The 12,701-nt window shown below is 63.4% G+C and carries 9 protein-coding genes; 5 read left to right on the top strand and 4 right to left on the bottom strand.

Annotated features, from left to right (window positions below; genetic code table 11):
• Positions 1-101: 101 nt before the first annotated feature.
• The 3 genes from NX784_RS08015 to NX784_RS08005 all read right to left on the bottom strand — a co-directional run bounded on the left by NX784_RS08015 (position 102) and on the right by NX784_RS08005 (position 5,318).
• Positions 102-2,408 (bottom strand): NADP-dependent malic enzyme, encoded by a 2,307-nt coding sequence (locus NX784_RS08015; protein ID WP_258816125.1) that lies wholly within the window; start codon positions 2,406-2,408, stop codon positions 102-104.
• Positions 2,409-2,649: 241 nt separating this feature from the next.
• Positions 2,650-3,999 carry a C4-dicarboxylate transporter DctA gene (dctA, locus tag NX784_RS08010; protein WP_258816124.1) on the bottom strand — a complete coding sequence of 450 codons (1,350 nt, stop codon included), beginning with the start codon at positions 3,997-3,999 and terminating at the stop codon, positions 2,650-2,652.
• A gap of 152 nt (positions 4,000-4,151) precedes the next feature.
• Positions 4,152-5,318, bottom strand: coding sequence for a mandelate racemase/muconate lactonizing enzyme family protein (locus NX784_RS08005; RefSeq protein ID WP_105378317.1), 1,167 nt, complete (start codon positions 5,316-5,318; stop codon positions 4,152-4,154).
• 118 nt (positions 5,319-5,436) lie between these two features.
• Between NX784_RS08005 and NX784_RS08000 the strand changes: the two genes are divergently transcribed.
• From NX784_RS08000 to NX784_RS07990, 3 genes are all read left to right on the top strand, one after another.
• Complete coding sequence (locus NX784_RS08000; protein WP_258816123.1) at positions 5,437-6,381, top strand: LysR family transcriptional regulator; 945 nt, start codon at positions 5,437-5,439, stop codon at positions 6,379-6,381.
• A 214-nt stretch (positions 6,382-6,595) separates the two neighbouring features.
• Positions 6,596-9,337 (top strand): DNA mismatch repair protein MutS, encoded by a 2,742-nt coding sequence (mutS, locus tag NX784_RS07995; RefSeq protein ID WP_370662917.1) that lies wholly within the window; start codon positions 6,596-6,598, stop codon positions 9,335-9,337.
• 2 nt (positions 9,338-9,339) lie between these two features.
• Positions 9,340-10,299, top strand: coding sequence for a hypothetical protein (locus NX784_RS07990; RefSeq protein ID WP_258816121.1), 960 nt, complete (start codon positions 9,340-9,342; stop codon positions 10,297-10,299).
• Positions 10,300-10,327: 28 nt separating this feature from the next.
• On the opposite strand, the gene NX784_RS07985 is transcribed toward NX784_RS07990, so the two are convergent.
• Complete coding sequence (locus NX784_RS07985) at positions 10,328-10,870, bottom strand: FKBP-type peptidyl-prolyl cis-trans isomerase (RefSeq protein ID WP_258816120.1); 543 nt, start codon at positions 10,868-10,870, stop codon at positions 10,328-10,330.
• A gap of 206 nt (positions 10,871-11,076) precedes the next feature.
• Between NX784_RS07985 and NX784_RS07980 the strand changes: the two genes are divergently transcribed.
• A complete protein-coding gene (locus NX784_RS07980) occupies positions 11,077-12,198 on the top strand; it encodes a cupin domain-containing protein (RefSeq protein WP_258816119.1) in 1,122 nt (373 codons plus the stop codon).
• A 13-nt stretch (positions 12,199-12,211) separates the two neighbouring features.
• On the top strand, positions 12,212-12,691 hold the full coding sequence (locus NX784_RS07975; protein ID WP_258816118.1) for a DUF7931 domain-containing protein: 480 nt from the start codon (positions 12,212-12,214) through the stop codon (positions 12,689-12,691).
• Positions 12,692-12,701: the final 10 nt, after the last annotated feature.

The following is a 12,701-nucleotide window of genomic DNA, read 5'->3' as shown; positions in this document are numbered from 1 at the left end:
GCCCGTTCGTTATTGGTAGGTACGGCTGTGTTGACACAGAACGAGTGCATTGCTGCACTCGCCTTTGTCGTCTTGAATCCGCTTGTTTGCGGACGCGATCGTTATGCCGCCGTGCGGGGCTGGCCGCTCGCGATGTCGCCAACGAGCACGGCCGTCATGTTGACGATACGACGGACCGTGGCCGACGGCGTCAACACTTGTACAGGCTTGGCTGCGCCGAGCAGCATGGGGCCGATGGCGACGTTATTGCCGGCTGCGACTTTCAGCAGGTTGTAAGAGATGTTCGCCGAGTCGATATCGGGCAGCACCAACAGGTTCGCGTCACCTTCGAGCGTCGACGTGGGGAGGAATTTACGTCGCAGCGTCGCGTCGAGCGCGACGTCGCCGTGCATTTCGCCATCGAGCTCGAGATCGGGCGCGCGCTCGCGCAGGATGGCGAGAACCTCACGCATCTTCCTGGCGGAAGGGGCATCACTCGTCCCGAAATTGGAGTGCGACAGCAAGGCGACCTTCGGCACGATACCGAAACGTCGGACTTCCTCGGCTGCCAGCAGGGTAATCTCCGCGAGTTCCGCGGCGCTCGGATTGACGTTGACGTGCGTGTCCACAATGAAGAGCTGGCGACCCGGCAGGATCAGCGCGTTCATCGCCGCGTAGACGCTCGAGCCATCCTTCTTCCCGATCACCTGGTCGATGAAATGCAGATGGCGATGGGTCGTGCTGATCATGCCGCACATCAGCCCGTCGGCTTCGCCCTTGCGTACCATCATCGCGCCGATCAAGGTCGTACGCCGGCGCATTTCGAGCTTCGCCATCTGCTCGGTGATGCCGCGCCGGGCCATGAGATCCAGGTACGTCGTCCAGTACTCCCGGTAGCGCGGATCGTGATCGGTGTCGACCACTGTGAAATCCTTGTCCCTGACGAGGCGCAGGCCGAGCTTGGCGATGCGCTGCTCGATGACGGCGGGCCTGCCGATCAGGATCGGCTGGGCGATGCGCTCGTCGGCGACGATCTGCACGGCGCGCAGTACCCGCTCCTCCTCGCCTTCGGCGAACACGATGCGCTTCCTGTCAGGACTGGTGTTCCGCGCTGCCTGGAAGACAGGACGCATCATGCTGCCGCTGTGATACACGAACTGCTGCAGGTGCTGCACGTAGGCATCCAGATCCTCGATCGGCCGCGTCGCGACACCGCTTTCCATCGCCGCTTTCGCAACCGCTGGCGCGATCTTGACGATCAGACGTGGATCGAACGGCGTCGGAATTAGATAGTTCGGTCCGAACGACAGGTCGCCGGTGCCGTAGGCCGCGGCCACGATGTCGCTCTGTTCCTGGCGGGCGAGATCGGCGATCGCATTCACCGCCGCGATCTCCATCTCGCGCGTGATCGTCGTCGCGCCCACATCCAGCGCGCCGCGGAAAATGTAGGGGAAGCACAGCACGTTGTTGACCTGGTTCGGATAATCCGCGCGTCCGGTCGCCAGGATGGCGTCTGGACGCACTTCCAGGGCCAATGCCGGCGCAATCTCCGGAGTCGGATTGGCGAGCGCCATGATCAGCGGCCGCGTGCCCATGCTCTTTACCATGTCGGGCTTCAACACATTCCCTGCCGACAGGCCAAGGAAAATGTCGGCGCCTTCGATGACCTCGCGGAGGCTGCGCGCGCTCGTAGGGCGGGCATACCGGGCCTTCTTCGGGTCCATCAGCTCCGTACGGCCTTCGTAGACGACCCCGGCCAGGTCGGTCACATGGATGTTTTCGAGTTTCAGGCCGAGGTCGACCAGCAGGTCGAGACAGGCCAGCGCCGCGGCACCCGCGCCGGATGCCACCAGCTTGACCTCTCCAATCGGCTTGCCGACGACCTTCAGACCGTTCGTGATCGCCGCGGCGACCACGATGGCCGTACCGTGCTGGTCGTCATGAAACACCGGGATGTTCATGCGCGCGCGGCATTCGCTTTCGACCGTGAAGCAGTCCGGTGCCTTGATATCCTCGAGGTTGATACCGCCGAACGTCGGTTCGAGCGCGGCGATGATGTCCACCAGTTTGTGGGGATCCTTCTCGTTGATTTCGATGTCGAACACATCGATGCCAGCAAACTTCTTGAACAGGACGGCCTTGCCTTCCATGACCGGCTTGGACGCCAGCGGCCCGATATCGCCAAGGCCAAGCACTGCGGTACCGTTGCTGATGACGCCAACCAGGTTGCCGCGGGCCGTGTAGCGTGCGGCATTGATCGGGTTGGCCACGATCTCCTCGCAGGGAAACGCTACACCAGGCGAATAGGCAAGTGCCAGGTCGCGCTGGTTGATCATCTGTTTTGTCGGGACGGTGGCGAGCTTGCCCGGCTTGGGAAACTCGTGATAATCAAGTGCCGCCTGACGCAGCAAGGAGGGTTCTGAAGTCATGATGGATCTTGTCGGTTATGGATGAGACATTGCCGTTTAGCGGGAGAATCAGTCTAGCGATACTTCGTGCTTTTATAATGAACGTCAGTTTTATCTACTATTAAATTTAACTGAATAATTCATTGATGATCCGGCCGTCTGCGCTGGACTCGCATAGTCATGGATCAGGAAACAGGTAGTGATCGCATGCGCTCTGGCGCCGTGACCGGATTTCCCGTGTCACAGCGCCATGCCGTCAGACTCAGTGTTTTCTCAGCGAAGCCGCAGGTACGCTCGTGGTATCGGAAACGGTGCCCGCCGTCGTATCCACAGGCAGGGCGGAACCGCGCTCGAGCACGGCTCGAGCCTGCTTGAGATCGAGCACCCTTTCCCAGCGCGCGACCACGACGGTCGCGACGCCATTGCCAACGAGGTTGGTCAGGGCACGTGCTTCGTTCAGGAAGCGGTCGACGCCCAGCAGCAGCACGAGGCCGGTCACCGGAATCTTGTGCATCGATGCCAGCGTGGCGGCAAGCGCAACGAAGCCGGCACCGGCGACACCCGCCGATCCCTTGGACGTGAACAGCAGCACGCCGAGCAAGACGAGCTGGTCCGTCAGCGTGAGATCGATATTCATCGCCTGCGCAATGAAGATCGCGGCCATGGTGAGGTAAATCGCCGTGCCGTCGGCATTGAATGCATAGCCGGTCGGCAGCACCAGGCCGACGACGGGTTTCGGAATGCCCATCTTTTCCAGCTTCACCAGCATTTGCGGCAGCACGGACTCGGTCGACGCCGTGCCGAAGGTCACCAGCAGTTCGTCCTTGATGTAGCGAAGGAACTGGAACAGGGACAGGCCGCACATCCGCATGATCAGGCCGAGTATCACGAAAACGAATACAGCCGAAGTCAGGTAGAGGCAAACGATGAGCTGGCCATAGGATGCCAGCGTACCGATCCCGTATTTGCCGACAGTGAACGCGATGCCGCCGAAGGCGCCGAGCGGAGCGAGGTACATGGCGATGCGGACGACACCGAACATTCCCTGCAGGAACATGTCCAGCATATCGACGAAAGGCTCGACCGGTTTACCCAGGCGTGCCAGCGCGATCGCAAACAGTACCGAGAAAAAGATGATCGGCAACATTTCGCCGTTCGCGAACGCGCCGACGACACTGTTCGGGACCATGTTCATGAAGAAGTCCAGCGCACCGCCCTGCTGATGGGCTCTCTGCGTGTAGGTGGCGATGGCCGCGCCGTCGATATGGGATGGGTCGATGTTCATGCCGATGCCAGGCTTGAACACGTTGACCACCACGAGGCCGACAGCCAGGGCAAGCGTCGAGGCGACTTCAAAGTACAAAATGGCCTTGAAGCCGACACGTCCCGCTTCGTGGACGTTGTTCATACGTGCGACGCCGACGACGACCGAAGCAAAAATGATCGGTGCCAACAACATCTTGATCATCTTGATGAACAGGTCGCCAAGCGGCTTGGCTTGCGCAGCCAGATCGGACATGTAGTGTCCGAGCAGGATGCCGGCGACGATGGCAATCATGACCTGGACATATAGTTTGGAAAGATATTTTCCAGCGAAGGAAGTGGACCGCATGGTTGTCTCCTCGTGCGAGTTCTTTTGGCCTGCTGAAGAACAGGTGTGACCGCGGCCGTTGCGCCTTGAGGCGCCGCCGCATTGGTCACAACCTGAACGGATTTGAGTGTTTCGACCGCGCCTCTTTACCGGGCGTTAAGGTCAGGCGTCGGTCACGCCGACAGCTTCTGCATCTCGGCGAAGAGATCCGCCTTGCCTTCGAAGCCGATACCCGGCAGGTCCGGCATCGTGATGAAGCCGTTATCGACCTTGACGCCGTCCGGGAAGCCGCCGTACGGCTGGAACAGGTCCGGATAAGATTCGTTACCGCCCAGGCCCAGGCCGGCCGCGATATTCAGCGACATCTGGTGACCACCGTGCGGGATGCAGCGGCTCGGCGACCAGCCGTGTTCGCGCAGCATGTCGAGCGTGCGCAGGTACTCGACCAGGCCGTACGACAGGGCGCAGTCGAACTGCAGCCAGTCGCGGTCCGCGCGCATGCCGCCGTAACGGATCAGGTTGCGAGCGTCCTGCATCGAGAACAGGTCTTCGCCAGTTGCCATCGGGTTCTTGTAGTAGTTGCGCAGCGTGGCCTGCAGCTCGAAGTCGAGGGGGTCGCCCGGTTCCTCGTACCAGAACAGGTCGTACTGCGACAGCGCTTTCGCATACTGGATCGCCGTGTCGAGATCGAACCGGCCGTTGGCGTCGACCGCCAGCTTCTGGCCGTCCTTCAGCACCGACAGGATGCTGTCGATACGGCGCAGGTCTTCGTCCAGCGAGGCGCCGCCGATCTTCTTCTTGACCACTGTGTAGCCGCGGTCGATGTAGCTGCGCATCTCGTCCTTCAGCTTTTCGTGGTCCTGGCCCGGGTAGTAGTAACCGCCGGCGGCGTACACGAAGATCTTGCGGTTCGGCTTGCCGTCGCCGTAGCGGTCGGCCAGCAGCTGGAACAGCGGCTTGCCTTCGATCTTGGCAACTGCATCCCACACGGCCATGTCGATGGTACCGATAGCGACCGAGCGTTCGCCATGGCCGCCCGGCTTTTCGTTGGTGAACATGCAGTTCCAGATCTTGTGCGGATCCAGGTTGGTGCCGGCGTCGTCGACCAGCGAAGCAGGATCGGCTTCCAGGATGCGGGGGATGAAACGCTCGCGCATCAGCTTGCCTTGGCCATAGCGGCCGTTGGAGTTGAAGCCGTAGCCGATGACCGGTTTGCCGTCGCGGATCACATCGGTGACCACGGCAACCAGGCTCAGCGTCATCTTGCTGAAGTCGATGTACGCGTTGCGGATCGGCGAGCTGATGGGGACGGTTTTTTCACGGATTTCTACGATTCTCACGGGAGTCTCCTTAAGGACAATCGCATGTCTTGGATGCGATCAGGTGTCGGAAAGCCGTAGATTAAGGCCTTGAATATCTCCTATAATTCACCTGGATTCATTTATGAAATGAGTTGAGATGAAGAACGAACCCGCATCGGACATGCAGTTTTTCGTGCTCGTGGCCAAGCACGGCAGCCTGGCCGCGGCTGCACGAGCCATCGATTTGACGCCACCGGCAGCCACGAAACGGCTTGCCACGCTCGAAAGCCGACTGGGTGTTCGGCTTGTAAACCGGACCACGCGCACGCTCAGCCTCACAAGCGAAGGCGAGACCTACCTACAGCATGCGAGCCGCATCCTTGCTGAGATCAAGGAAATGGAGGACGCGGTATCGCAGGGCCGCTCCGCACCTCGTGGACTCTTGCGCGTGAACGCGACCTTGGGTTTTGGACGTACGACGATCGCGCCGTTGGTGTCTACATTCACGGCTCGCTATCCGGAAGTTGAAATACAGATGGAAGTGACCGACCGGCCAGTCGATCTGGTCGAAAGCGGCTTCGACCTGGCGATCCGCTTCGGCGCCCTGCCGGATAAGCGCCTCAACGCACGCAAGATCATGTCGAACCGTCGCTTCCTGTGCGCCTCGCCGGGCTATCTGGAGCGCCACGGCGTTCCTAAGAGCCTCGCCGACCTTGCGAACCACCGCTGCATCATCCATAGACAAAATGACGACGCCTACGGCATCTGGCGCTTCATGCACCAGGACCATACCGAGATCGTCAAAGTGCATGGTGCACTGTCGAGCAACGACGGCGACATCGTCCTCGGGTGGGCCTTGGACGGTCACGGCATCCTGATCCGGTCGGAGTGGGACCTGGCCAAGTACCTCGACAGCGGCAGGCTGAAGATCGTGCTGCCGGAGTTCGATCTGCCTGCGGCTGACCTGTTCGTTTACTACCCCAGCAAACGCAATCAGACCATTCGTGCACGCGCATTCATTGACTTTCTTGTCGAGCATTTTCGGGGACCGCAGGACAGTCAAAACGGCGGCGGAAAAAGACGCGAGCGCAAGGGCAAATGAACCTAAAACTTGCTTTTAACGCGACACAATACACCTAAAATCGTTCAGGTTTAGAGACTCTCCGAACTCTGTCATTCAGCTGGGTCGATACCGAAGACCGAAAAGCCGCAGCTTTCCTGCACACCGGCTAACCGCGATTCAACCTTTCGTCCGCTGGGCTTAGCGGTAAAATGATGGCCCTCCGGTCTAAGTTGCATGGTCACTACTACTTCGAATTATGAACGTTCCACGCGAAATCAACGCCGCCGCAGCGGAGAGCCCGGCTGAACGCCCATCCGCTGAAAAACACAAGCCCATGGATCCGCAGGATTTGAAGCCGGGTAAAAGCCCCTTCTCTCCTATGATGCAGCAGTACCTGAGCATCAAGGCCGACTACCCCACGATGCTCGTCTTCTACCGGATGGGCGACTTCTACGAGCTGTTCTTCGAGGACGCCGAGAAGGCCGCGCGCATCCTGGGCATCACGTTGACGGCGCGCGGCAGCTCGGGCGGCAACCCGATCAAGATGGCCGGCGTGCCCTTCCACTCGCTCGACCCTTATCTCGCGAAACTGGTCAAGCTGGGCGAGTCGTGCGCGATCTGCGAGCAGATCGGTGACCCGGCCCTCAGCAAAGGCCCCGTCGAACGCAAGGTCGTGCGCGTCGTCACGCCGGGCACGTTGACGGATGCCGACCTGCTGCCGGAGAAGGCCGAGCGTCCGCTGCTCGCCGTGTGCACGGTCGCGAACCGCAAGGTGGTCACGACGGGTCTCGCGTGGATGTCGCTGGCGAGCGGCGCGCTGAAGCTGATGGAATTTTCCGGCGACGCGCGCACGGCCGCCGTGCGACTCGTGCAGGAACTGGAACGCATCGCGCCGGCCGAAGTGCTGCGCGCCGACGGCGGTGCCGACCTGTTCGAGGAATCGCCGGTCGGCCACACGGCGCGCGTGCCGGAATGGCATTTCGAGGTCGTGCACGGCCACAGGGCGCTGCTCGACCAGCTGGGTGTCGCCACGTTGTCCGGCTTCGGCGCGGACGGCCTCGGTGCCGCGTTCGGCGCGGCCGGTGCGCTGCTGCGCTATGCGCAAGCGACGCAAGGCCGCGGCCTGCAGCACGTGAAGAGCCTCGCCGTCGAATCGGAGAGCGAATTTATCGGCCTCGACGCCGCCACGCGCCGCAACCTCGAATTGACGGAGACGATCCGCGGCTTCGAATCGCCCACGTTGTTCTCGCTGCTGGACGGCTGCCGCACGGCGATGGGCTCGCGCCTGCTGCGCCACTGGCTGCACCATGCGCGGCGCGACCAGCGCGTGGCCAGAGCGCGCCACGAGGCGATCGCCGCGCTGACCCAGCGCGAGGCGATGCATGGCCTGTCCGCGACGCTCGCGCACGTGCCGGACATCGAACGCATCACGACGCGCATCGCGCTGCTGACGGCGCGTCCGCGCGACCTCGCGAGCCTGCGCGACGGCCTCGCGCAGCTGCCGGGACTGCGCGAGCAGGTCGCACGCTGCTTCATCCCCGGCGACTCGTGCCTGCTGCGCGACATCCACGACGCCATCGCGATCCCCGAAGCGTGCGCCGACCTCCTGCAACGCGCCATCGCGACGGAACCGGCCGCGATGGTGCGCGACGGCGGCGTGTTCGCGCGCGGCTTCGACGCGGAGCTCGACGAGCTGCGCGCGCTGTCGGAAAACGCGGGCCAGTTCCTCGTCGACCTGGAAGCGCGCGAGCGCGCCCGCACGGGCATCGCCAACCTGCGCGTCGAATACAACAAGGTGCACGGCTTCTACATCGAGGTGACGAACGGCCAGGCCGACAAGGTGCCGGACGATTACCGCCGCCGCCAGACCCTGAAGAACTGCGAGCGCTACATCACGCCGGAACTGAAGGCGTTCGAGGACAAGGCCTTGTCCGCGCAGGACCGCGCGCTCGCGCGCGAAAAACTCCTGTACGAGCTGCTGCTGGCCGACCTCGCGCCGCACATCGTGTGCCTGCAGCGCATTGCGTCCGGCATCGCGCAGCTCGATACGCTGACGGCCCTCGCCTCGCACGCTGCGCGCTACAACTGGTGCATGCCGCAGCTCGTCGAGGAGCCGTGCCTGACGATCACCGAAGGCCGCCACCCCGTCGTCGAAAACCAGATCGAGCGCTTCATCGCCAACGACTGCAAGCTCTCCAACGACCGCCGCCTCCTGTTGATCACGGGCCCGAACATGGGCGGTAAATCGACGTTCATGCGCCAGGTCGCGCTGATCACGCTGCTCGCGTACGTGGGCAGCTACGTGCCGGCGACGAGTGCGACAATCGGTCCCATCGACCGCATCTTCACGCGCATCGGTGCGTCGGACGACCTCGCGGGCGGCCGCTCCACGTTCATGGTGGAGATGACGGAATCGGCCACGATCCTCAACGGCGCGACGGAGCATTCGCTCGTGCTGATGGACGAAGTGGGCCGCGGCACGTCGACGTTCGACGGCCTCGCGCTCGCGTGGGCCATCGCGCGCCACCTGATCGAGACGAGCCGCAGCTTCACCTTGTTCGCCACCCACTACTTCGAACTGACGCAGCTGCCCGAGCAGCACCCGAGCGCCGCCAACGTGCACCTGTCGGCCGTCGAGCACAAGGACAGCATCGTGTTCCTGCACGCCGTGCAGGACGGCCCTGCGTCGCAAAGCTACGGCCTGCAGGTGGCACAGCTCGCGGGCGTGCCGCCGGCCGTCATCCGCGCCGCGCGCAAGCACCTGGCGCGGCTGGAAGCACAGGCGCTCGACGCGACGCCGCAGCTCGACCTGTTCGCGCCGGCACCGTGCGACGAGGGCGATGCCGGCGCCGCGCCGGGAGCCGCCCCGGCGCCGGTGCCGCCAGCGGACGAATCGCCCGCATTGGTCCTGCTGGACGCCATCGATCCCGATGCCCTGAGCCCGCGCGAAGCGCTCGAGCGGCTGTACGAGCTCAAGCGCCTGGCGTCGGCGTGACGATGCCGCGACGCCGTTCGGTACTCCTGCTCGCCCTCGCCCTGCTGCTCGCGGGCGGCGCGCGCGCCGCGGTGCGCGAGGACGAGGCGCACCGCTTCGCCATCATCGGCCACGGCTTCACGGACGGCGGCGAAAAACACTTGAAGCAGGCGCTCGCCGACAACGACGACGGCGACGTCGCCTTCCTCGTCGTCACGGGCATCAAGGGCGCGAACGAGCCCTGCACGGACAAGCTGTACCAGAAGCGGCGCGACTTGATCGACGAAGCGCACCGGCCCGTCGTCGTGCTGCCGGCCGGCAGCGACTGGACCGAGTGCCGCAACACGGCCGGCCGCACGAACGCGATCGAACGCCTGAACCGCATCCGCGAACTGTTCTACGGTGAACCGAACACGCTGGGCGTACGCAAGGTGGCGCTGACGCGCCAGTCGATGAGCCCGCGCTTTCGCAGCTATGCGGAGAATGCGCACTGGTCGGTCGGCAAGGTGCTGTACGCCACGATCAACATGCCGGCCAATAACAACCACTACCTGAACGAGGCGGGCCGCAACAGCGAGTACGAAGACCGGCTCGTCGCCAACCGCTTCTGGCTGAACCGCCTGTTCGCCATCGCGCGGCGCGACAAGCTGGAGGCGGTCGTGCTGTTTTCCGAAGGGGACGTGAAGGCGTTGTCGCAGCCGACGGGCCTGCAGGCCCTGCTGCGCGACACGGCGCCGGACAACGACGGCTTCGCCGAACCGCGGCGGCTGATCGTGTCGCTGGCGCAGAAATTCCACGGCAAGGTATTGCTCGTCGATGGCACGCGCGTGCGCGGGAAGCCGGCGATCGAATGGCGGGGGAATGTCGGCCATCTGGCGGCCGGTGCCGATGCGCTCGAGGTCGTCGTCGATCCGGCGACGAAGACCTTGTTCAAGGTCGATCCGCGCAAGGTGGAGACGGCGAAGCCGGCCAGGGGCCAGTAACCACCCGGCCGACGCGAGGCGCCGTGGATTACTGCAGCGGCTGGCTGCGGAAGTGGTCGCCCGGCTCGCCGTCTTCCATGTCGTCGTGGCCGTGGTCATGGCCATGGGCACCGTGCACGTGGCCGTGCGCGATCTCTTCCGGCGTCGCGGCACGCACGTCGATCACGGACAGGTCGAAGCGCAGGGCCATGCCGGCCAGCGGGTGGTTGCCGTCCAGGACGACCTTGTCGTCGGCGATCTCGGTGACGGTGAAGATCACGGGCTCTTCGTCGCTGCCTTCGGCCACGCCTTCGAATTGCATGCCGACTTCGATCGGTTCCGGCAGGCGGTTGCGTTCCTCGACCTTCACCAGGTTCGGATCGTAGTCGCCGAACGCGTCTTCCGGCTCGATCTGGATGGTCGACGTGTAACCCACGTCCTTGCCGTCCAGCTCTTCTTCGATCTTCGGCAGCGTGTTCTCGTAACCGCCGTGCAGGTAGACCATCGGCTGGGCGCCGTCTTCGATCAGGTTGTTCTGGGCGTCGGACAGCTTATAGTTCACCGACACAACCGTGTTCTGGGCAATCTTCATTGCACTTCCTTTCGTGGGTAAGGTTGCGATTATAACCCTACCACCAGTGGCGCCAAAAACCTACTGCGCGTCGCACTGGCGCCCGGGCCGCGCAGGCTGCGACGCTCACTGTACTGTCGTACAGCTGCGCTTCTCGACCACCATTGCTTCCGCTCGCGACGGTTTTAGGAGCCACTGACCACAACAGGCGCTGGTTATAATGGCGCATGCAAAAATTACAGCTCCTCGGGAACATCACCCCCGCCCAGTTCCTCCGCGACTACTGGCACAAGAAACCCCTGCTCATCCGCCAGGCGATCCCCAATTTCAAGCCGCTGCTCAAGGTGGACAAGCTGGCCGAGCTGGCCAAGCTCAACCACGTCGAATCCCGCCTCGTCACCTTGACCGATGGCACCTGGGACATGCAACACGGCCCGCTGGCCGAGCTGCCGCCGACAACGCAGCGCGAATGGACCATGCTCGTGCAGGGCGTCAACCTGCACGAACCGAAGGCCGACGCCCTGCTGCGCCAGTTCCGCTTCGTGCCGGACGCGCGCCTGGACGACCTGATGGTCAGCTACGCGACGGACGGCGGCGGCGTGGGCCCGCACTTCGATTCCTACGACGTGTTCCTTCTGCAAGCGCAGGGCAAGCGCCGCTGGCGCATCGGCGCACAGCAGGACCTGACACTCGTCGAAGGCCTGCCGCTGAAGATCCTCGCGAACTTCGAACCGGAACAGGAATTCGTGCTGGAGCCGGGCGACATGCTGTACCTGCCGCCGCACTACGCGCACGACGGTGTGGCCGAGGGCGAATGCATGACGTATTCGATCGGCTTCCGCGCGCCGTCGTTCCAGGAACTGGGCGAAGCGTTCCTGCAATTCATGGCCGACTCGATCGACCTGCCCGGCCGCTATGCCGACCCCGGCCTCGCACCCGCGAAGAACCCGGCCGAGATCCCGCGCGACATGCTGACCACGGTCACCGAGGAACTCAACAAGGTGCGCTGGGACGAGGAAGACGTCACGATCTTCCTGGGCGAATATCTGTCCGAGCCTAAGCACAACGTGTTCTTCACGCCGGTGGCCAAGCCCCTGACGGTGGGCCGCTTCATGGAACAGGCCGCGAAGAAGGGTCTGCAGTTGTCGCCCAAGACGCTGATGCTGTACCGTGGTAAGCACGTGTTCATCAATGGCGAATCGTTTGCCGTCGGACGCGCGGACAAGACCGTGCTCGACGTCCTCGCCAACGAACGTGGCCTGCCCGGCAACGTGCTCGACCAGGCGTCCGACGACGTGCTGGACGCGCTGTACACGTGGTACCAGGACGGTTGGCTCGAATTGGCCTGATAATGTACTGATCATGACGGATCCCGTGCTCCTGCCCTTCGACACCCGCGCCGCGTTCCAGCAGCATCTGGGCGCGGTGCTGGCGCGCGCGCAGGCGACGCTCGTCATGTTCGATCCGGATTTCGCCCTGTTCCGGCTGGGCGCGCCGGACGTCGATGCCACGCTGCGCCGCTTCCTGCACGGCGGCGGCCAGCTGCGCCTCGCGCTGCACGACCCGGCGTATCTGGAACGCGAGGCGCCGCGTTTCATCCGGCTGTTGCAGGACTATGCGCACGGCATCGAATGCCGGCGCACGCCGCGCGGGTTGCGATCGCTCACGGATTCGTTCTGCATCGCGGACGACCAGCATATCGTGCGGCGCTTCCACAGCGATCACCTGCGCGGTGAGGCCGCTTTTGACGCACCGCAACAAACCGAGTTGTCGCGCCAGCGTTTCGACGCGATTTGGGCAGAATCACAGCCTGGCCTGCAGACAAGTGTTACCGGGCTGTAATTACATGTGT

Origin of the sequence: Massilia pinisoli (genome assembly GCF_024753285.1) — a bacterium.
GTDB classification, from domain to species: Bacteria; Pseudomonadota; Gammaproteobacteria; order Burkholderiales; family Burkholderiaceae_D; genus Telluria; species Telluria pinisoli.
Note: the sequence above shows the minus strand (reverse complement) of the source record. Positions and strands in the feature narration are given on the sequence as shown.

Excerpts from the sequence above, each read along its gene's own strand:
- NX784_RS08015 (WP_258816125.1), bottom strand. The coding sequence starts at position 2,408 with ATGACTTCAGAACCCTCCTTGCTGCGTCAGGCGGCACTTGATTATCAC.
- NX784_RS08000 (WP_258816123.1), top strand. The coding sequence starts at position 5,437 with ATGAAGAACGAACCCGCATCGGACATGCAGTTTTTCGTGCTCGTGGCC.
- NX784_RS07980 (WP_258816119.1), top strand. The coding sequence starts at position 11,077 with ATGCAAAAATTACAGCTCCTCGGGAACATCACCCCCGCCCAGTTCCTC.
- NX784_RS07975 (WP_258816118.1), top strand. The coding sequence starts at position 12,212 with ATGACGGATCCCGTGCTCCTGCCCTTCGACACCCGCGCCGCGTTCCAG.
- dctA (WP_258816124.1), bottom strand. The coding sequence starts at position 3,999 with ATGCGGTCCACTTCCTTCGCTGGAAAATATCTTTCCAAACTATATGTC.
- NX784_RS07990 (WP_258816121.1), top strand. The coding sequence starts at position 9,340 with ATGCCGCGACGCCGTTCGGTACTCCTGCTCGCCCTCGCCCTGCTGCTC.
- NX784_RS07985 (WP_258816120.1), bottom strand. The coding sequence starts at position 10,870 with ATGAAGATTGCCCAGAACACGGTTGTGTCGGTGAACTATAAGCTGTCC.